The organism is Adhaeribacter aquaticus DSM 16391 (assembly GCF_000473365.1).
In the GTDB taxonomy this organism is placed as follows: domain Bacteria; phylum Bacteroidota; class Bacteroidia; order Cytophagales; family Hymenobacteraceae; genus Adhaeribacter; species Adhaeribacter aquaticus.
Genome location: NZ_KI421517.1, coordinates 3,043,886 through 3,064,692 on the forward strand (window position 1 = coordinate 3,043,886; position 20,807 = coordinate 3,064,692).

Below are 20,807 nucleotides of genomic sequence, written 5' to 3' on the forward strand. Positions count from 1 at the left end.
TTTAACAACGCTACATCCAGCTGAAAATAAAAAAGGAAGAGCCTCTGGATGGAGGCTCTTCCTTTAAATAAAACAAATTAGAAAGAATAACGGGCTCCTATCTGTATCTGGTAAGGGTTTCCGTTTAAGCCAGATACCCCAGCCGATCTGTTCACGTTGTAAATGAATTGTTCAGCAGTAGGATTAAAGCTTCTGATGGTATACAGGTTTTGCTTGCCAAGATTGTGGCCAACACCCCAGTTCTTGTTCAGCAGGTTTCCTACGTTGAAAGCATCAACTGAAAGTTCTAGACCATGATTACGAACCATTTTGATGCGTTTAGCAATTCTAAGGTCAAATGCTCCGTAGAACTCATTTATACCGCCATTACGCTCGGCAATTTGACCCATGTTACGGTTGATATAATCTTTAATGCTTTGCTCAGCATTTGGATTGTCAAGAATGGTCTGGATGCCAGTACGCAGGTATTCTGGTACTGAAGGATCGTTAGGATCATAGATGTAAGCCAAGTCATTAGAGTTAACAAAATCACCATTCATGTTGCCGCCTACTGCCATAGAATAGCGCGTTCCACCAATACCTGAATAGCGTAACCCGATTGTGGTGCCCCAAAAGCTTGGCGCTGTACCATAGACTACCACCTTGTTACGGAAATGGTTATCTGCATAACTCATCTTAGTCAGGTCTCTTGGGTCATCTTTTACCATTAAAGCTAAAGTGGCAGTATTGGCTACGTTTCCATTATAAGAAGTATTGTCTCTGGAGTCGTTCCAGGTATAAGAAGCTGTAATTTGCCCGTCTCTGAAATACCGGTAGGTACCATCTATTACTATGGCATATTGGTTTTTTCTACCTTCACTGTTTAACTCCAGCACTCGTCCTACCTGATTCGTTTTGCGGCTGTTCAGCCAGTTGGTAGCTCCGTTTCTGGTGTTAATGGTTGAAGCCGGTACATAAACACCGCGATTTGCTTCTTCTTCAATTGTGAAATAAGGATCTTCCACCATATTGCGGTCAACGTACATATAGTTATTACGAGCCCAGGCTGCAAACCCGCTTACGCCTACCCGCAGGTTGTCGTTGAAAAAGTGGTTAAGGGAAAAGTTTGTTTTATAAACAACCGGTACCTTGGCGTCTTTGTGGTTGGTATTAATGGTTAATAATCTTTCAACACCCGGATTGTTAAATAACTCGGCACCAGGTGCAGTGGCTGGGTTTTCGCGGTAGCCAGGGAAATTTGGCGATGGTACCAAAGCTCCTTGTAATTCAACGGAAGCCACCCGGGTGCCGTCAAACAACATGTTGTTGATCATGGAGTAAGGGTTTAAGGCAGAACCAAATACACCACCTCCGAAACGAATGATATTTTTACGTTCTTCTCTCACGTCCCAGGTAAACTGTACGCGTGGTTGCAGCTGGGTAGTTTTAATTACATTATCGGTACGGATACCCAACTCATCGAAAACCACCTGGCTGAAATTAGCTTTGTTCAGGTAACGGGTGTCATCAAGCCGCAAACCAGCAGTCATTTCCAGACCACGCGCTAGTTTGGTGTCCATTTGGCCATATATGCCTGAACTTAAAGAATTTACTACATTGCTTGGGTCTTCCAGTAGGTTAATCTCTCTGGCGTAACGGTAGGGTGTCTGGTTATTAAAGTTTTCTAAACCGGTGAAGAAGAAACGGCCGTTCATTTCACTGCCGTAAAGCGAATGCATCCGGTTATACATCATATCTAAACCAAAAGTAAAATTGAATTTACCAGTATTGTAGTATACATTGTTTACCAACTGTAATACGTCGCCCTTAAACCATTCCGGAGAAAAACGTTGGCCACCTATCTGAATAGAATTAAAGTAAGTATTTGAGCCTGAAACCGATTCTACGTTTTCAATAATTGCACGCGGAATACCGGCAGCGGGAAGTTCCGGGCTTGGAATAACAGCTTCGTATTGGTGGAAATGCTGTACCTTTAGTTCATTTGTTATTTTAGGGTTCAGGATAGTCCGTAATGACATCATTAAACTGTTATCAAATTTCTTCCGGTCGATGTACGATTCCAGGGCATTAATACCCGAGTTGTCGCCTTCCGATAACATATCGTTTTCGCGAACCAGGTTGTTCCGTACCGTCAATAGATTCTTGGAGTTTAACTGCCAGTCAATTTTTGCAAAAAAGGCGTCGGTTCCTTTCTTTTTGCCGAATTGACCGAACTGTGGATTATTCGAAACACCGTATTTTGCCCGGGCAATATCCAGGAAATTATCCAGCGTTTCTTGCGTTACCCGGTTGGCAGCTTCATCTGCAGGCGATTGAATATTGCCTATATAAACCGGCCGGGAGTCAGCTTGATGATCCCAGGCTACGAAGAAATGGGCTTTATCTTTAATAATAGGTCCACCTAATGAAAAACCATATTGGTTAGTGGAGAAATCCTGCAGTCTTTTGTTTCCTCTTAAATCATAAGGGCTTGAAAGCCAATCGGTACGCGTGAAATTAAAGGCGCTTCCCGATAGCGTGTTCGTGCCAGATTTAGTAACGGTGCTAATGGTACCGCCGCCACTGCGACCCATTGTTACATCATATTCATTGGTTACTACTTTAAATTCACGAATCGCTTCCATGGAAATAGAGTAAGCGCTTGAGGTACCACCGCCAGCAATAGTGCCGCGCGAGGTCATACCATCCACAGTAAAGTTAGTAGAGGAAGCAAGCTGGCCACCCAGGCTCGTGCCGTTACTCAGCGGTGAAAGGTCTATCAGGGAGGTGAAATTTCGGCCATTTACCGGTAATTTGGCAATATCCTTAGCGGTAACGGGGGTAGAGGCTCCTAAATTTGGAACACTGTTCTTCAGGGTATTGCCCGTAATTTCAACAGCTTGCAGTTCGGTGCCGCTGCTTACAATTTCGAAATTTACTCTCAGCAGGTCGCCCTGATTTAGGGCATAACCGGTTTTCTTTTGTGTTGCATAGCCTATATAGGAAACGGTAATAGAATAAGGCGATCCTAAAGGTAACTGTTTAATAATGTAATCGCCATTAACGTCAGTTGCAGTGCCAGCCTGAAATCCGGTTGATTCATTTCTAACCAAAACCGTAGCACCTATGATCGGGCCAGCTTTAAATTCGGTCACTTTTCCAATAATTGTTGCTTCGTTACCTTGTCCGTATAAAGGCAACCAGGAAGTAATTAAGAGCGCAAGCAACATAATACATCCAGTAAATAATTGTTTCATTTTTTGTTGGTTAAATGATTTTGTTGGATAAATGAGTATTTGTTTTAATAAAATCAGGTTAATTTTTCTTTTAACATTTCCACCAGGTCGGGTGTGGTGGTTTTTAAAAGGATAGAATGGGTTAATTCATAGTAAAGCCCGAATGCTTTTAACAGTACAAAGTGGCGCTGTTTTGAAATGTACCGGTAAGCATTAGTTTAGGTAAGAGATGTTATTAAATCGATTAAACCTGTTTTTATGCTCGCAAAGCTAGGGTGGCAATGTTAAGGGGGTATTAAGCCTAAATTAACATACTATTTCTTTTTACAATAATAATCAGGGTTGCCGTTTTGTCTGGTTAGACTGCGCGGGAGTAGAAGGAATTATTGTATCTGATGTAGCTTAGAAGTAAAATTATTTACTTCTGTAGTCTGAGGTTTGGATAGCAGGTTTTTCACCCTCAGATAGTTGGTAGCAAAAAGTAAGACTCTAATATTCGTGAAACCTATGGTTTTACTAAATTAGGATTGTAAACTTGACTAATTAAAACATACTAGCTTTTATACCCAATTTATCATCTTCGTTACCTAAGTTCCCAATGAACAATGGAAAACAAGTCAAATAAAAATTGAGGAGAAGAACTATTAAAAGTATATCTAGAAGATATTGATAAGGAGGCTTTGATTATACTTAAGGGACATCTTATTTTGGAGGAAAGACTCAATTATATTCTTGAAAACTTTGTCCATCATGGAGGATTTTTAGAAAATGCAAGGCTTTCCTTTTATCAAAAAATCCAAAATGCTAAATCAATGTCCATTAAGGAGGAAAATAATTCTGTTTGGAAAATCATAGAAAGTTTTAACTCATTAAGGAATGATATTGCTCATAGACTAGATATTAATAAAAGGGAAGAGAAAATTAAGAGTTTAGCAAAATTATACTGGGTGCAAGTGGAATTAGATCCAGAAAAGGATGATTGGATGAATAAGGATACTAATACTTTATTAGCGGGTATTATTGCTTATTTGATAGGCTTTTTAACTGGTTTTGAGAACGAGATTGATAGATTCAGGAGTTTATTTGATTTATTAGTTAAATCAGAAAAAGGACTTTCAGAAAGTTCATCCAATAATAAAACTACATAATCTTAATAAAGCTTAGCAGCTTATTCTTACAAAAGCCAATCAATATGATTAGTTAAAGAACTTTGTTATTTATATAATTTGCTTACCTCGCTCAAAGCTTTACATTTTAAGCGATTCGAAATGTTCGCAAACCAAATTGCAGTAGTGTTAGACTGCTCATACCAATTAGTTGGGAAAAGAGGGATAATACTTTCTGAACGATACCTCGTGTATCGAACCACAAATGAGCAAGGGTGAAGAATTTTTAAGATTAGCCCCGCAGCTGAGAATTTATAGTTTAAATCTGATAATGAGAGTTTCGACTTTATAGAAAATGAAGAATCTGAAGGAGAAATAAAAAAACACATTTTAAAAAGAAATAGAATCATCCCCTCAGGTGTCCCCTGAAAAGCAAAAAGCCTTGTAAAAATTTGATTTACAAGGCTTCTTTATATGTTTAAGTGTACCCTCTGACGGACTTATATCGGACTTTTTTGTAGAAGATTTGGAAAATATTATTCTGTTTTAGGATGACAATGAATACCTTTTAATGTAAAAAAAGCTAGTTTCTATCAAATAAGTATTTGAATTTCCTGTTTCGATTAGCTATCTTCCTTTTCATTCATAGCAGCGACACCAAAATGCCTGTAACTAACCGCAAGGCAGTTTTGATTCTTTGAATAGCTGTTTCCCATTACAAGTTTGCCAGTTCCCTTATCCTAGTTTTAGAAAACTTGGCAACTACAATTAACTTTCATTCTTCTGCTGTATTTATCTTGCTATCCACCATTTCGTTGTTGGCGTTATTCCCGGTATCACTTTCTCCCCCATAATGGGGGTTACAATTTCTATGTTATTTTGTGAGGCCAAATCGGCCACCATGTTAATGGATTCATCCCAAGGATGTAACGCTAGGTCAAAGGTCGAGTAGTGAATAGGGAATAGGAGCTTTGCACCAATTTCCTGGGTAGCTTTAATGGCCTGTTCTGGGAAAAGGTGCGTATTTGGCCATCCATTGTTCCAGGCATCTATCTCCATAAAAGCCAGGTCAAATGGGCCGTACTTCCTGCCTATTTCCTTAAAATGGTCGTCATACCCCGTATCGCCACTCCAATAAAGATTCTTCTTTTCTCCTTTAATAACATAGGAGGCCCACAACGTTTTATTTTTGTCGTTATAACTTCTTCCCGAATAATGTACCGTTGGGCAAGCGGTTATTTGTATTGGGCCGTGGGTTACAGATTGGTGCCAGCCAAGCTCTGTAACTTTATTTTGGGGAACACCCCAGCTTTTTAATCTAGCTCCTACCGCTAATGGTGCGATGAACTGTATGTTCTTATCCGCCAAAAATTTAATGGTTTCCGCTTCCAGATGGTCATAGTGATCATGGGTAATTATGACAATATCAATATCCGGGAGTTCTTCCCGCCGCAAAGGGGATGGGCTCATTCTTCTGGCAATTATAGGTAAGGGGCCTGCATTTTCGAATATCGGATCAATTAAAATACGATATCCATCCAGCTCAATAATAGCGGTAGAATGTCCTAACCAATAAGCAGCATAAGCAGAAGGTACCTCCGGAAAATCCTTTTTTGTGAGTACCTGTTTCGGTAGTTCGAATTTCGGGGCATTAGGCGATTTTTTAAAGAACCTCCCAAACCCAGGATTACCGCCAGTTGTTTTTTCAGGAAAAGAAACTATTTCTTTAGGGCTTACAAACTCATCTTTCCCGGGCGAATAATAGGAGAGTTTGGCATATTCTTTTTTGCGCTCGTCACCGGAGTTTAATTTACCAATTTGGTTATTTATATAGCAACCGGTTACGCTTAAAGCCAGGATTATTGCTATAACTAAAAAGGATAAACTATATTTCCTTTTCATACTGAAATTCATACGCATTCTGTGCTTTTTTGAAATGGAGCCGTCCAATGAAGTTTGAACAGCTTTCTGGATGATAACAAGGATTGTTCTTGAGCAGGCATTAAGCTATTTTGGGTTCAGGAGCATTGTTTGCTATTAGTTTTTCTTTTTTCAGTTCCTGCCAGAAAGCTTTTGGAATAACAGTTTTCATGGAGGCTACATTGGCTGCCGCCTGTTGTGCGCTGCTGGCTCCTGGGATAACGGAGGTGACAATGGCAGGAGCTGCACAAAACTGTAAGGCAGCGGTGCGCAAATCTACCTGATGCTTTGTAGCAATGGCCATTAGCTTTTGGCGTTTGGCCAGGTGTTTCTCCGGAATGTTGTTGCTGTAGTTGTAGCGGTCCTTACCCGCCAGGAAGCCAGAATTGAGGGGGGCGCCCGATACAATAGTAACATTCTTTTTCTCACAGGCCGGGAACAGCCGGTTCAGGGCGTCCTCGTGCTCAATCAGGGAGTATTGGGTGGCAGAAAGCATAATGTTAGGGTCAGCCACTTCCATCGCTTTTAATATAGGCTCAATCCGGTTTACACCCATTCCCCAGGCCTTGATGATGCCTTCTTCCCGCATCTTCGTCAATTCGGGCATGGCTCCTTTCCGGGCCTGCTCAAAGTACTCAGTCCACTTTTCTCCCATATTACCATTATCCGGCGACAGGTCGTGAATGAATACGATGTCGATACTGGATAGGCCCAGGCGTTGCAAGCTGTCTTCTACTGATTTCCGCACACCTTGGGCAGAGTAATCGTACTTAAATTTAGCATTGAGCTTTCCTTTCCAGATGTCGTTAGGGTTAACCTTAAAGTTAGGGTCTGGCTCAAATACACGGCCTATTTTGGTGGAAAGAATATAATCTTCCCTGTTTTTGCCATAAAGAAAAAGACCCATCCGGCGTTCGCTTAACCCGTAGCCATAGAAAGGGGAAGTATCGAAATAACGAACGCCACCATTCCAGGCGGCTTCCATCGCCTTTTCTATTGCTTCGTTGCTGTTAATATGAAAAGCATTGCCGGCTGCTACTCCTCCCAGGCCGAATTTGGCAGGAAGCCGGTAGCCTAACAAAGTTTTTTCAGATAAAGGACTGTTCTGTATGGTTGTATCACTGCTTCTTTGCGCAGCGCCGATGGCTGAGGTTAGGGCAGGAGCGAAGGTGGCTGCTGCCGTAGTTAGGGCAGCCTTCGATATAAAGTTTCTTCGTGATAACATAGTTTTAGGGCATTCCGGTTGCCTGTTTAGGTGAGGTATTGAGCCACGGTACTACCCATAATGCCGTTTCCTCCGGCAACTAATACCGTTTTTGTTGCTCAAAATCTATAGGTTTGTACTTTATTATACTGAAATTGGTTTTAGTACTTCTGCTACAGCCTCTCCCAAGGCTGAATCTTGATTCGCTTTATTATAGCAGGTAAAGTGTTTTTTTACCATTGCACCTAATTAGCTGTTCCAGAGTTTCCCGTTTGGATCGTACTGGCGGCCACTTTATTTAAACCACCCAGTTTTCCTAGACGGTGCTGCAGCTTATGGTAAACAGATTTCCCAAATGCGGCAATGGTTTAAAGGGCTAAGGTGGCTTCAATCAGCCTGAGGATATATTTAACCGCCTCCTATTCCTGGTGCCATTTAAAATGAAAAACTATAAATAATATTAAAAGGAAAAGATTGGTTTAATGCGGCTGATTTGCTCCGTAAAATCGCTTTGCGGAATTGCTTAGGCAACTGGTTGTAAAAGGAAATTAATCTATCATTTCTCCACCATATAATGTTGTAAATTGCTCCGGAAGCGAACGAAAGGTGTACTAAAAGCGAACGTTATTAAAAAGAAAACTATCTTAACTTGTTGACTACTATGTATATAAATAGTTGGTATATTTTTTATGCCCTTGTTTAATGGTAGTTCTTTATAAAAGCCTTGAATGTAAGAAGATTGCTCATTATTTGAAATAAGCTTATGTTACTTAATTACTTCAAAATTGCTTTCCGTAACCTAACCCGGCAAAGAGGTTATTCTTTCCTGAATATTGCAGGGCTTTCTTTAGGTCTGGCCACCAGTTTACTCATTCTGCTTTGGGTGATAGATGAACTTCGGTATGACGGCTTCCATAAGCAAATAGATAAGCTTTACGTGGTATTACACAATTTGAATTTTTCGAACAATGAGGTGAGAACCGGACCCGATACCCAGGGATTGCTGGCCCCGGCGCTGAAAGAAACTTTTCCTGAAATAACCGATGCCACGCGGGTATCTTTTGCTCAGGAAAGAATTTTAAAAGTAGGTAATAAAAGTTTTAAAGAACAAGGTCATTTTGCTGATCCTAATTTTTTCCGGTTGTTTTCTTTTCCTTTGGTGGCAGGAAACTCCCAAACAGTTCTCCAAAATATTTCTTCTATTGTTATCTCCCAATCGCTGGCACGAAGGCATTTTGGAAACGAGCAACAAGCACTAGGGAATGTAATTCAGGTGGATGGAACAGATAAATTCACGGTATCGGGTGTATTTAAAGATGTTCCGGAAAACTCTTCTTTACAATTTGATTATGTACTTCCTTTCGAGGTGCTGTTCCAGCATAATCATTGGTTAAGTGATTGGGGAGCCAGTTCTATCCAGACTTTTGTTTTGCTCCAAGAAACCGCGGAGGCAGAAGTAGTAGATAAGAAAATTAAGAACTTTATACAATCTAAATTCAACGGTTCTATTTCTACTTTAATGCTGCAGCCCTTAAAACAGTTTTATTTATATGATAAATTTGAAAATGGGAGGCCAACGGGAGGCCGGATTGTTTATGTGCGCTTGTTCTCGGTAGTAGCAGCCTTTATTTTGTTAATTGCTTGCATTAATTTCATGAACCTGGCTACTGCCCGCGCCTCGCAACGAGCCAAAGAAGTAGGTGTGCGGAAAGTAATTGGTGCCAACCGGGCTTCCCTGATAAGTCAGTTTTTAATTGAATCCTTTTTTCTGGCGGTTATAGCCATGAGTATTGCCTTGTTGGTGGTAATCTATGTGTTACCATTTTTCAATCAGTTAACCCAGAAGCAAATAAGTATACCTTTTGGTAACCCAATTTTCATCTTAGGCTTAATTGGCATTATTTTGCTTACCAGCTTGGTATCCGGCAGCTATCCGGCTTTTTTCTTATCCTCCTTTCATTCCGGGCAAATTATAAAAGGTACAATCAATACAGGCACCCGGCAGTCTTATCTGCGGCAAGGGTTGGTTATTTTTCAGTTTATACTCTCCACAGGCCTAATTGTAGCAACAGTAGTGGTATATCAGCAAATACAGTACATGAAAAATAAAGATTTAGGCTTGGTGCAGGAGAATCTAATTTATTTCAAGGGTGGAGCAGGTATCTTAAATCATTTTGAGGCTTACGAGACAGAACTTCTTAAACAGCCGGGTATTAGCCAGGTAGCCCTCTCCAGTCAGGATTTGCTAGGCGGTGGGAATACCTCCCAAAGCCTGGATTGGGAAGGTAAGAATCCAGCCGATATCGTTTCTTTCCAGGTGATTTACGCTAACCACGAATTTCTAACAACAATTGGCGCCAAGCTGAAAGAGGGCCGAAATTTTTCCCCTGATTTTGCAACCGATAGCCTGCACTATCTGGTTAATGAAAGTGCCGGAAAAGTAATGGGTATGCAGCAGCCCATTGGCCAGAAAATTCGGTTTCAGGGCCGGGAAGGAAAGATCATTGGTCTGGTAAAAGATTTTCATACCAGCACCCTGCATGAACCCATTATGCCCGTTATTATTACCCTCCGCCCGATAGATGTCCAGATGGTTTATGCACGTACCAAGCCCAATCAAGCTCAGGTAGCTATTGCCAGCCTTCAGAAAATGCATACCCAGTTTGAACCCGCAGCCCCGTTTGAATACCATTTCCTGGACCAAAGTTTCGACCAGATTTACCGGCGTGATATGCTAGTGAGTACACTGGCTACTGGTTTTTCTTTTATTACTATTTTTATTTCCTGCCTGGGCCTATTTGGCCTAGTAACCTTCACGGTGCAGCAGCGCCGCAAAGAAATAGGTATTCGTAAAGTAGTGGGGGCCTCGGTAGCTCAAATTGTGGGACTGCTTTCCAAAGACTTACTTAAATTGGTTCTGATTGCAAACCTGGTTGCCTGGCCGCTAGCAGGTTGGGTTATGCACCAGTGGCTCCGGGATTTTGCTTACCGTATTAATATCAGCCTGTGGGTGTTTGCTATAGCAGGATTGGCAGCCTTGCTAATTGCGTTTCTAACCATCAGTTTCCAGGCGGTAAAAGCCGCCATTGTCAATCCGGTAAACTCCTTACGGAATGAATAATCTAAATATATATTTGCATAAGCTTATTCCGGAATTAAGAAGTGTTGTAATTATATAATGTCTTAGTTGGTTTAACCAGCCTACGCTAAACAAGATGAAGGGCGAATGCTATAATGGATTAAAATGATAATATATTTAATTCGAACTTTTTATAGCCCCAAAAGTTAGCCCAGTAAATTTATGTATGTAAAATAAAAGAGGGAATGGGGTATTTAATTTTATTGTTGGCCGGAAGTTGTTATAGTAACAAAGGAATACCAGCGGCTAGTAAGCAATCAGTTATACTTTTCAATACACCACCCCTACAAGTAGTCGAAAAATATTCTTTTTAGAAGCCCCATAAATTATACTTCTACGATTCCCTTAAATTCAGGAATGTTATGCCTTGTAAATTAAAAATATAAAACAGAAATGCAATTGCCGGATTTCAATATTATTATTGGAGAAATAGCAAAGGTGGGCCTTGAAAAAAGTATTATCTATAAATTACTAAATGTAAAAATCTTACAGATAAACAACGGTCGTAGAAGGTATGTAAAACTATATATAATTTAACTTATCAACCTCCTTATAAGCACTCCAGTTTTGATTTATGGAATTATGGTTATACTTGCCTCATAACCATAAAAGCAAACGTTATTGGCTATGATTAATACTTTTACGCTGTTGTTGCAATAAAAAAGCGGCCTTTTCACTGCATTTAGTGAAAAGGCCGCTGAAGTACCCAGAGCCGGGGTCGAACCGGCACATCCGTGAAGATATTGGTGTTTGAGACCAACGCGTCTACCGATTCCGCCATCTGGGCAGGCAATCCTTAACTGGATTGGGTTGCAAACTTAGATAAACTTTCCTGAATTCGCAACAAGTATTTTTTCTTTAAATAATAGGTTTCTACCTGCTGTAGGGCCTCATCTTTGGTAAATCCTTCTAATATAGGATATTGCTGAAAAACTGGCTGAATATCGGCTTCCAAGGCGGCGCTATTCCCAATGACTTGCTGACTAACTTTCTCGAAGGAGGCTTTGTCAAAACTGGATTCCAGTTCCTTAATCTGCTCATTCAGTTCCTTCATTTGCTTCAGGAAGTCCTCAGGCAGGTCCTGATTTTCGCCTTCTTCCAGCAAACCATAATGTTGCAAAATGTATTGCGTGCGTAAATCAGGATTGCTGAGCGTGTGGTATGCATTGGTGTTTTGCGTAGAAAGGGCCTGTATTTCCTGTTGCTTCTCCGGGCTTTCGGTCACATAAGAATCTAGGTGGTATTGACGGGTAAGTTCGTCATATTTATTTTTCACCTGCTTTTCATCCAAAAGGAAGCCTTCCTGCAGGCCATAAAATTCAAAGTAATTCACAGTTATATCTGGGTTTCGGGTTTATGCAATTGGCAACTTTATAAGGGGGTATAGTATTAGTTATTCCTTTCTAAGTTGTTTTGCTTTATACGTTGGCTAATTACTTTTTTGTTAACCATGCTCCTGGGGTTAATGGCTTCCTCAAAAAGTTTACAACTGCTTGTAGTTAAAATTTAACTGGTGCAGGTATAAAATTTTACTGGGTTTGGTAAATTTTTCTGCTGACCAAGAGTTACTAGGAATAGCTTTTGCAAATATAAATATTTGCGCTTCTGAAGGTTATAAACAGGTACTTCTAAAACCAGGTGGGTGTTCCTGAATTTAATACTCCCTGACCATTTTTATTTTGTGTTGGCACCAAAAGCTGCTTGCAAAATCGGATTATTTAACTACATTTAGTTAAAGCTAATTCGTGTTGCCTGATCCTTAATTATAATACAGACAAGACCTAGGCAACAGGAAAAAAACTAATATCCACGCGGGCATCAAAGTATAGACCCAGTAGTTCCGAGGCATGGCCTTTGTTGATGCCAATACTCAGGTAGTTTTGGCTGGTAAATACGCAAACGCAGTCACCTTCGTCTACGGCATTAAAGTTAGCCGAGATTTGGTCTACAGTTTCACGGCCAAAACGGATTTTAAACTGGCGGCCATGGCCGATGGCATCAATGCTGTCGCGGGAAATATCTGTTATTAAATTGCCATAATGGTCTACGTGAATAACATGTCCGGTAATCTGGTGGTCGCTCAGACGGAGTTGGCGGTTTAGTAGTTCGCGCATCACGTGGCTTTCCGGACCTAATTCCTTAAGGTCGCCGCCTTGCGCCAGAAAAGCAGCCGCCGGAGCCAGAATATCCTTGGCCGGATGAGCTAAGAGATCTTGCGCTGGAAGTTCTACCATATAGTCGGGTCGCGACTCAGTGAGTAATGACAAAATGCCATTGTCGGCAGCCAGGAAGTAATGACCCTGAAATTTAATGGCATGAAACCGGCCTTCGCGGGTGCCTTGAGAGTCAACAGCTACTAGGTGTACGGTGCCTTCCGGAAAGTCTCGGAAAACGGATTGCAGGACGTGTACGCCGTGGACAATGTTAAAAGGCTCTATGGCGTGCGATATGTCTATAACCTGCACTTGCGGCGCGTTTTTCAATAGACTGGCTTTTACCGCGGCCACGTAATGGTCGGTGTATCCAAAGTCAGATAAAAACGTAATCAGTGGCATAAGATAGAATTTTATTAGCACGCTTTTTGTTAATTACAAAAATAGGAATATTTTTAAATAGAAATTAATATAGTTCACCATATATAGTAAATAAGCATTTGGTAGAAAAAGTTATAACCTTAGAAAACATCTCGCTAATAGATTTCCTAGGGGTTGAAAATCAGAATATAAAGCAACTGGCAGCTGCATTTCCAAGCAGCAAGATTACCTCCAGGGGCAATGAAATAAAAATTCAGGGTAAAACGCCTGAAATCACCAAGATCAATGAGATCCTGACTTCGCTGATAGATCATTATCATAAGTTTGGTCAGATAAACCAGAAAAGTGTGAATAAATATATAGCGCCGGATGGCGACGTGGATGAGGATGTAATTGCTACTTCGCCGGACGTATTGTTGTACGGCAGCAAAGGCGGCCTTATAAAAGCTAAAACCGCTAACCAGCAGCGCCTGGTAGATGCGGTTGAAAAACACGATTTAGTATTTGCTTTAGGTCCGGCCGGTACTGGTAAGACTTATATATCAGTAGCATTAGCCGTACGGGCACTAAAAAATAAGGAGGTTAAAAAAATTATTATTTCACGTCCGGTGGTGGAGGCAGGCGAAAGTCTTGGTTTCTTACCTGGCGACATGAAAGAAAAAGTTGATCCTTATCTGCGCCCGATATATGATGCGCTAGAAGACATGATTCCGGTTGAGAAGCTGAAATATTACTATGAGAACAAAATAATCGAAATTGCGCCGCTGGCTTATATGCGGGGCCGTACTCTAAATAATGCATTTGTGTTATTAGATGAAGCCCAGAATACCACCCCAATGCAGATTAAAATGTTTATGACCCGGATGGGGCCAAGCTCAAAAGTAATGATTAACGGCGACCGGTCTCAGATTGATTTACCTAGCAAAGTTAAATCTGGCTTAATAGAAGCAATCCAGGTGCTGAAAAACGTGCAAGGCATTGCCATGGTAGAAATGTCAGCCGAAGATGTTGTTCGTCACCGCTTGGTAAAATCTATTATTGAGGCTTACAGCAAAGCTGATGAGCAATCCAAAGATAGAGCCGCCGACCGCAATCCTGTTCAAGGGTAGTTTTAACTATTTATTGTAATCAGTAGTATTTTTGCGGCAGCTTTGCCGTATCCTAAAGAATCTTTTGGTTGTATAAACTGCAATCAAAAGATTTTTTTATTTTTAAAACCTTTAGTAGATTTCATGATTACCATTACCAAAATTACGGATAAATCGGATTTGGAGGCCGCTTATGCTGTGCGGGAAAAAGTTTTTGTAGAAGAACAGCAAGTGCCCCGCGAAGAAGAGTACGATGAATTTGAGGAGATCGCCCAACATTATTTAGCCAGGTACAATACTATTCCTTGCGGAGCTGCCCGCTGGCGTAAAACAAATAAGGGCATAAAACTGGAGCGTTTTGCTGTTTTGGCTGATTACCGTAATAAAGCAATAGGAAGTCGCATTCTGGAGCAAGTGCTGCAAGATGTAAAAGCAGCCTACCCCAATGAGGTGGTTTATTTGCATGCACAAGTGCCAGCCGTTCCTTTTTATGGACGTCAGGGTTTTGTGGCAGAAGGACCTATGTTTAGTGAGTGCGATATTGATCATTATAAAATGATACTGCATGCTTAAATGGGCTCCATACCCATTTATCCGATATGCGTTTTTCTTAGGCGCAGGTATTTTAACTTACCTGTATGTTGGCCAAAAGCCGGAGTTTGTGCTGCCGCTTTTGGCCTTTTTTGTAGGAGCTTTTGTTTTATTATTGCTGCTCGCTCGCCAGTATAAATCCCAGGATTTAAATAATATAGCAGGCATTTTTGCGCTGTTAGCTTTATTCGCAACCGGATTTCTACTAACTCATTACCGCACGGCTAAAACAAATCCTCATAATCTACTTCATCTAAAAGCACCGGTAACTCATTATGTTGGGGTACTAGATGATTACCTGGTTCAAAAGCCAAAAAGTATTAATTCCACCCTGCGAATTTTAAAGGTAAAAACCGGTAATTCCTGGCAAGCTGCTTCAGGCAACATAAAAGTTAACTTTAAAAAGAGTAAGTCTGCCACCGCTTTAAGATATAGTGATGTTTTGCTAGTGCAAGGAGTACCTGATCTGGTGAAGCCGCCTGCTAATCCGGCGCAATTTAATTACCAAAAGTATTTGGCAACCCAACAAATTTATCATCAGCAATACCTTAATCCAGAACAATACGCCATAATTGATCAGGTTCGTAGTAATACTTTTATCGCAGCTAGCCTAAAAATCAGAAATTACCTGGATGAGCAATTGCACCAAAATATCAAGTCCCAAAGAGAATATGCCATTGCTGCTGCCCTGGTGCTGGGTATAAGAGATTATTTACCCGATGATATCAAAACAACTTATGCCAGTACCGGAACCATGCACGTTTTGGCCGTATCGGGATTGCATGTGGCCTCCTTGTTTTATATCCTTAATTTATTAATTGGTTCTTGGAGTCAGCGGAGAGGTTATAAGTGGTTAGGTTTTATTATATTATTTAGTTTTATCTGGGTATATGCGTTTATTACTGCTTTATCGGCTTCGGTCCTCAGGGCAGTGATTATGTTTAGTTTTATTTTAGTAGGCAATACTTTCAGGAGGCAAACCAATATTTACAATACTTTATCCGTTGCGGGCTTTTTGTTGCTGCTCTACAACCCATACTATTTGTTGCAGGTAGGCTTTCAGTTGTCATTTTTGGCTGTATTTGGCATTGTTTATTTAGAACCTAAAATTTCTTCCTGGCTGGAACCTGATAATTGGTTGCTGAATAAAATCTGGAAACTGATCAGTACCTCCCTGGCGGCGCAAATAGCGGTGCTACCCTTAAGCTTGTTTTACTTTCACCAATTTCCGGTTTATTTTTTGATTGCTAATATAATGATCGTACCGCTGGCAAATGTGGGCTTGCTGCTTGGCTTTGGTGTGCTGGGTTTTTGTTGGCTGCCCTGGGTTTCTCAGAGCCTTGGCTATTTGTTAGAAAACCTCCTGAGCCTGATGAGCTTGCTGGGTAATTGGTTGTTAAATTGGCCATTGGCGGTGATTAGCGGGGTAGATATTTCGCCTGCGCAAGCCTGGTTGCTGTATGGGTTGTTGTTGCTGCTTCTGCTGTTCCTGGCAAGTAAACGGCTGTTTTATTTTGCCCTGTTTACCTTTATTCTGGTGGTGTTTTCCGGAATACAACTTGCCGAGGCAAATGAACAGCGTAAAAATCAACTTCTTGTCATTTACCAGATACCTAAAGCCACTGCCATAAGTGTTATAAGTGGCAGCCAGGCTATTTTATTAGCCGATAGTGCTTTCTATAGTAAATCAAATAACTTCATTTATAATGTTCAGACGCATTGGTGGAAACTTAACGTTAAGGAGTCTTTTGCGGATACTTTAACTCAAGGGCAGCGGTTATTTAAAGGTAATCCCGCTGTTTCTGTTTCGGCTAGTAGTTTGCTCTTAAAATGGCACCAGCACAAAATTATGCTTTGCCGGAAGCGAGTAGAAGAAACTGTATTAAACCAAAGTAAGCCCGATTACTTAATTTTATCTCAGAATGCCTATGTGCCAGCAAACGCATTTGCAGTTTTACAAAATAGTCAGGTAATTCTGGATGGTTCTAATAACAACTGGTATAACCAAAAAATGAAAGAGCGTTTCATGCACGCTCATATTGCTGTATATGATATCAAAGAAGAAGGCGCATTTATTTTGCGAAAGGAATAAGAGTAGCAGATTTTTGTGGTTGATCTAACCACAAAATAAGCTTTTATCGCTTTATTCAAAAACTAAATATGTTTCGTAGAATAAAAGCCTTTATCTCATGCTTTAGATAAGAAAATAAATTTAAAGTAAATATTAATAAAGGTGGTTAATAAGGAAGGAAAGATTACTGAATACTTCCGGGCTATTTATTAAATTTTAAAACATCTGAAACACTTAATAGTTTTACGGATATGCTAACCAATATCGGAATTGTTCTGCTTACTTTTGTACTGATGGAAGGGGTGGCTTGGTTTACGCATAAATACGTGTTGCACGGCTTTCTTTGGTTTTTGCATCGATCGCACCACGTTAAACATGACCATGCCTTTGAGCGCAACGATTTGTTTTTTACTTTTTATGGTACCTTAGCCACCTTGTTTTTTATTTACGGAAGCGAAAACATGGATTATCGTTTCTGGATAGCAACTGGCATTACCCTTTATGGCTTTACTTATTTTTTAGTGCACGATGTTTTTATTCACCGGCGGATAAAAATTTTCAATAAGACTTCTAATAATTATTTAAAGGCTCTGGACATGGCGCATAAAGTGCACCACAAAACCTCTGTGCGGGACGGATCAGAGTCATTTGGTATGTTATGGGTACCGGTAAAATATTTTAGACTGGCTGGTCGTAAAAAATCGGTTCGAAATACATAAATAACGTGGCAGAATATTCTATAAAAGAGTTGGAGCAATTATCAGGCATAAAGGCCCATACCATTCGGATATGGGAGCAACGCTATGGAATATTAAACCCAAAACGTACCAACACTAATATTCGCTATTACGACGATGCCGATTTAAAAAATATTCTGAATATATCACTGCTAAATGGGCAAGGCTATAAAATATCACGCCTGGCACAAATGTCGGATAAGCAAGTAGCCGAAGAAGTAATGTTGCTTACCTCCAAAACAGCTCCTTCCTCGCAACAGTTAAATGCCTTACTGGTCTCCATGATTGAAATGGATGAGGAGAAATTTGATCGGGTTTTGACTACAGCCATTGTGCAACGTGGGGTAGAAAAAACTATGTTGGATATAGTTTTGCCACTTCTGAGGAAAACCGGTATCCTGTGGCAAACAGGTAATATTACGCCAGCTCAGGAGCATTTTATTAGTAATATTATCCGTCAAAAATTATTTGTAGCCATAGATGGACAAATTCCGGTTAATAAAGGTGGGACTTTGCGGTTTTTGTTATACCTGCCCGAAGGTGAATTACATGAAATTGGGTTATTGTTTTGTAATTTTATTTTGCGCAACCGTGGTTACCATGTTATGTACCTGGGGCAAAATCTTCCATTTGTAGATCTGACTTCTGCCGTCCAAACTTACCAGCCTCATTTTATCTGTACGGCCTTTACCATAATGGCTGGCCAGGAAACTATGCAGGATTATATTAACCGGCTATCTCAGTTGGCTCAGAATATAATTGTTTATATTGGTGGGGGCCATTTGCAAACTTCTCCTATTGTATTCCCCCAAAATATAGTTCCTATTTCCACACTTCACCAGTTTGTAGAGCAGGTAGCCAGCATTGAGCGGTAATTCTGCCTGCTATAAAAATCTTTCCAAAGCTTAAACAAAAAAAAGTAAAATCTGGAAATCCAGCAGGATTGTCTGTGCCGTAGGTCTGCTTATTACCTTAAACATTGTTTGATAACATATTTTTTTGTTTAATAATTTAGTATAAACATTAAACAAGATTAAATCCTTTTGGTATATTTGCCGTAAGGTTGTTTAAGTAAGGCAAATCACATATTAAACACTATGACTGCTCTAGAATTTACAAACCAGGTCCAGAAGCTTTCTTTTTCTTTAAAACCAATTGCCATGCATCTTACCCGAGATTTAGATGATGCGAAGGATTTGGTACAGGAAACATTATTAAAAGCCTTGTCTAATAAAGATAAATTTAAAGCTGGTACCAACCTGAAGGCCTGGCTTTATACTATTATGCGTAATTCTTTTATTAACAATTATAATAAAGTTACGAAACGGAGCAGTAACCTGGATAGTGATGATTATTTTTTATATATTAATGATGATCAAAGCTTTATTGCGCATAACGGGGCAGTTAGCAACTTTGTGTTGAATGACATTAATCATGCTATTGCCTATTTGCACGAAGATTTCCGGGAGCCTTTTATGATGTATTTTACCGGATATAAGTATCTGGAAATAGCAGATAAGCTTCAGATTCCAATTGGAACGGTAAAAAACCGGATTCACATTGCGCGTAAAGAGCTAAAGCAGTTATTGCATGTTTATAATCCGGTTGCTTAACATTAAACAAAATTCTATTTTAAAGCCTTCACTAAAAGCATAGCCTTTTTTAAATATTTATCGTATTAACCCTTGCATGAGCATAACAAAAAAAGTTGTTGTAATTGGTGCCGGATTTGCCGGAATGGCGGCGGCTACCAGTTTGGCCAGGCAAGGTTATACCGTAAAAGTATTAGAAAAGCATGATCGTCCTGGCGGCCGGGCCCGTTCCTTTTCAACACAAGGCTTTACTTTTGATATGGGGCCCAGTTGGTATTGGATGCCCGACGTTTTTGAGAAGTATTTTCAGAAGTTTGGCAAAAGTACTGCAGATTATTACCAGCTCCTGCGCCTGGACCCGTCTTATACCATTGTGTTTGGCCAAAATGATTTTATGCCAATACCGGCCAAATTACCGGAATTGCATAGTCTTTTTGAAAGCCTTGAGCCAGGCAGCAGTAAAAAGCTTACTGAATTTCTGGAACAGGCAGCATACAAATATGAGGTAGGCATAAACCAGCTGGTATATAAACCTGGCCGTTCCTTATTTGAATTTCTGGATTTAAAGCTGCTGTTAGACGTTTTCCGGATGGATGTTTTCCAAAGCATGCATCAGCACGTTCGTAAGTTTTTCCGGAACGAAAAGATTATAAAACTGATGGAGTTTCCGATTTTGTTTTTGGGAGCTCTGCCTCAAAATACCCCGGCCCTGTATAGCCTGATGAACTATGCCGATATAGCCTTAGGAACCTGGTATCCGAAAGGTGGGATGTATAAAATTGTGGAGGCCATGGTTAAATTGGCAGAATCGGAAGGAGTTGAGTTTTTATACAACCAGGAAGTAACCTGGCTCGAAACAGAGAAAGCCGTTATTAAACGGGTGCATACTTCGCAGGATATTTTTGAAGCGGATGTAGTGGTAGCCGGAGCAGATTACCACCACGTAGAGAAAAATTTGTTGCCACCTGGCTTGCAAACTTACTCGGATAGTTATTGGGCAAAGCGGGAAATGGCGCCTTCTTCACTTATATTTTATTTAGGGATAAATAAGAAACTGGACAAGCTGCAGCACCATAATCTATTTTTTGATGAAGATTTTGAGCCGCACGCAAAGGAAATTTATCAAACGCCAAAATGGCCGACAAAACCTTTATTTTATGTGTCGGCCCCGTCTAAAACAGATCCGGAGGTAGCACCGGCTAATTGTGAAAATTTGTTTATTCTTATACCGGTTGCTCCAGATTTACAGGATACCGAGGCAACCAGAGAAAAATATTATGACATGGTGATGCAACGGCTCGAACAATTAACGCAGCAAAATATTCGGGAGCACGTAATATTCAAAAGAAGCTATGCGCATCAAGATTTTATAAAGGATTATCATGCTTTTAAAGGAAATGCTTATGGGTTAGCTAATACGCTTATGCAAACAGCTATCTTAAAACCTAGTCTTAAAAGTAAGAAAGTTAAAAACCTTTTTTATACCGGGCAGCTTACGGTACCTGGGCCTGGTGTGCCTCCATCGCTAATTTCCGGCCAAGTGGTGGCTCAGGAGGTTTGTAAAGAATTTTAATAGGGGTACTTGGGTATACCATGATAATAGTGCTTGG

The 20,807-nt window shown here is 40.4% G+C and carries 14 protein-coding genes and 1 tRNA gene; 9 read left to right on the top strand and 6 right to left on the bottom strand.

The annotated features are described in order from the left end of the window. Positions 1-77: 77 nt before the first annotated feature. Positions 78-3,236, bottom strand: a complete 3,159-nt coding sequence (locus ADHAQ_RS0115785; RefSeq protein ID WP_026463759.1) for a TonB-dependent receptor — start codon at positions 3,234-3,236, stop codon at positions 78-80. A gap of 686 nt (positions 3,237-3,922) precedes the next feature. On the opposite strand from ADHAQ_RS0115785, the gene ADHAQ_RS0115790 reads away from it, so the two are divergent. Continuing rightward, positions 3,923-4,363 (top strand): hypothetical protein, encoded by a 441-nt coding sequence (locus ADHAQ_RS0115790; RefSeq protein ID WP_157433439.1) that lies wholly within the window; start codon positions 3,923-3,925, stop codon positions 4,361-4,363. A 750-nt stretch (positions 4,364-5,113) separates the two neighbouring features. On the opposite strand, the gene ADHAQ_RS0115795 is transcribed toward ADHAQ_RS0115790, so the two are convergent. Both ADHAQ_RS0115795 and ADHAQ_RS0115800 read right to left on the bottom strand, forming a co-directional pair. Continuing rightward, the gene (locus ADHAQ_RS0115795; protein ID WP_051359966.1) at positions 5,114-6,241 is read right to left on the bottom strand and encodes an MBL fold metallo-hydrolase; all 1,128 of its coding nucleotides are present in this window, start codon (positions 6,239-6,241) and stop codon (positions 5,114-5,116) included. An 82-nt stretch (positions 6,242-6,323) separates the two neighbouring features. Then, positions 6,324-7,466, bottom strand: a complete 1,143-nt coding sequence (locus ADHAQ_RS0115800) for an aldo/keto reductase (RefSeq protein ID WP_026463762.1) — start codon at positions 7,464-7,466, stop codon at positions 6,324-6,326. Positions 7,467-8,208: 742 nt separating this feature from the next. On the opposite strand from ADHAQ_RS0115800, the gene ADHAQ_RS0115810 reads away from it, so the two are divergent. Continuing rightward, positions 8,209-10,566 (top strand): ABC transporter permease, encoded by a 2,358-nt coding sequence (locus tag ADHAQ_RS0115810; protein WP_026463763.1) that lies wholly within the window; start codon positions 8,209-8,211, stop codon positions 10,564-10,566. Positions 10,567-11,287: 721 nt separating this feature from the next. On the opposite strand, the gene ADHAQ_RS0115815 is transcribed toward ADHAQ_RS0115810, so the two are convergent. The 3 genes from ADHAQ_RS0115815 to ADHAQ_RS0115825 all read right to left on the bottom strand — a co-directional run bounded on the left by ADHAQ_RS0115815 (position 11,288) and on the right by ADHAQ_RS0115825 (position 13,139). Beyond that, a tRNA-Leu gene (locus ADHAQ_RS0115815) sits at positions 11,288-11,371 on the bottom strand. Positions 11,372-11,380: 9 nt separating this feature from the next. Then, positions 11,381-11,917, bottom strand: a complete 537-nt coding sequence (locus ADHAQ_RS0115820) for an iron-sulfur cluster co-chaperone HscB C-terminal domain-containing protein (protein WP_034256860.1) — start codon at positions 11,915-11,917, stop codon at positions 11,381-11,383. 448 nt (positions 11,918-12,365) lie between these two features. Then, the gene (locus ADHAQ_RS0115825) at positions 12,366-13,139 is read right to left on the bottom strand and encodes an SAM hydrolase/SAM-dependent halogenase family protein (RefSeq protein WP_026463765.1); all 774 of its coding nucleotides are present in this window, start codon (positions 13,137-13,139) and stop codon (positions 12,366-12,368) included. 98 nt (positions 13,140-13,237) lie between these two features. Here ADHAQ_RS0115825 and ADHAQ_RS25975 point away from each other — a divergent pair, with 98 nt between their 5' ends. The 7 genes from ADHAQ_RS25975 (at position 13,238) to ADHAQ_RS0115860 (ending at position 20,770) form a co-directional block, all read left to right on the top strand. Continuing rightward, the gene (locus tag ADHAQ_RS25975; RefSeq protein WP_034256862.1) at positions 13,238-14,227 is read left to right on the top strand and encodes a PhoH family protein; all 990 of its coding nucleotides are present in this window, start codon (positions 13,238-13,240) and stop codon (positions 14,225-14,227) included. Between the two features lie 123 nt (positions 14,228-14,350). Further along, positions 14,351-14,779 carry a GNAT family N-acetyltransferase gene (locus tag ADHAQ_RS0115835; protein ID WP_026463766.1) on the top strand — a complete coding sequence of 143 codons (429 nt, stop codon included), beginning with the start codon at positions 14,351-14,353 and terminating at the stop codon, positions 14,777-14,779. Then, positions 14,772-16,889: a ComEC/Rec2 family competence protein gene (locus ADHAQ_RS0115840; RefSeq protein WP_051359967.1), complete on the top strand. Its 2,118-nt coding sequence runs from the start codon at positions 14,772-14,774 to the stop codon at positions 16,887-16,889. Before ADHAQ_RS0115835 ends, ADHAQ_RS0115840 begins: the two co-directional genes overlap by 8 nt. Positions 16,890-17,119: 230 nt before the next feature. Continuing rightward, positions 17,120-17,587, top strand: a complete 468-nt coding sequence (locus ADHAQ_RS0115845; protein WP_026463768.1) for a sterol desaturase family protein — start codon at positions 17,120-17,122, stop codon at positions 17,585-17,587. Positions 17,588-17,592: 5 nt separating this feature from the next. Beyond that, entirely contained in the window at positions 17,593-18,480 is an 888-nt protein-coding gene (locus ADHAQ_RS0115850; protein WP_026463769.1) for a MerR family transcriptional regulator, read from the top strand. Positions 18,481-18,702: 222 nt separating this feature from the next. Further along, entirely contained in the window at positions 18,703-19,218 is a 516-nt protein-coding gene (locus ADHAQ_RS0115855; RefSeq protein WP_026463770.1) for a sigma-70 family RNA polymerase sigma factor, read from the top strand. Positions 19,219-19,294: 76 nt separating this feature from the next. Further along, a complete protein-coding gene (locus tag ADHAQ_RS0115860) occupies positions 19,295-20,770 on the top strand; it encodes a phytoene desaturase family protein (RefSeq protein WP_084523869.1) in 1,476 nt (491 codons plus the stop codon). Positions 20,771-20,807 lie beyond the last annotated feature (37 nt).

Bases quoted from the DNA above. Each gene is read 5' to 3' on its own strand.
- ADHAQ_RS0115810 (WP_026463763.1), top strand. From the start codon at position 8,209: ATGTTACTTAATTACTTCAAAATTGCTTTCCGTAACCTAACCCGGCAA.
- ADHAQ_RS0115845 (WP_026463768.1), top strand. From the start codon at position 17,120: ATGCTAACCAATATCGGAATTGTTCTGCTTACTTTTGTACTGATGGAA.
- ADHAQ_RS0115840 (WP_051359967.1), top strand. From the start codon at position 14,772: ATGCTTAAATGGGCTCCATACCCATTTATCCGATATGCGTTTTTCTTA.
- ADHAQ_RS0115785 (WP_026463759.1), bottom strand. From the start codon at position 3,236: ATGAAACAATTATTTACTGGATGTATTATGTTGCTTGCGCTCTTAATT.
- ADHAQ_RS0115855 (WP_026463770.1), top strand. From the start codon at position 18,703: ATGACTGCTCTAGAATTTACAAACCAGGTCCAGAAGCTTTCTTTTTCT.
- ADHAQ_RS0115860 (WP_084523869.1), top strand. From the start codon at position 19,295: ATGAGCATAACAAAAAAAGTTGTTGTAATTGGTGCCGGATTTGCCGGA.
- ADHAQ_RS0115800 (WP_026463762.1), bottom strand. From the start codon at position 7,466: ATGTTATCACGAAGAAACTTTATATCGAAGGCTGCCCTAACTACGGCA.
- ADHAQ_RS0115825 (WP_026463765.1), bottom strand. From the start codon at position 13,139: ATGCCACTGATTACGTTTTTATCTGACTTTGGATACACCGACCATTAC.
- ADHAQ_RS0115835 (WP_026463766.1), top strand. From the start codon at position 14,351: ATGATTACCATTACCAAAATTACGGATAAATCGGATTTGGAGGCCGCT.
- ADHAQ_RS0115795 (WP_051359966.1), bottom strand. From the start codon at position 6,241: ATGCGTATGAATTTCAGTATGAAAAGGAAATATAGTTTATCCTTTTTA.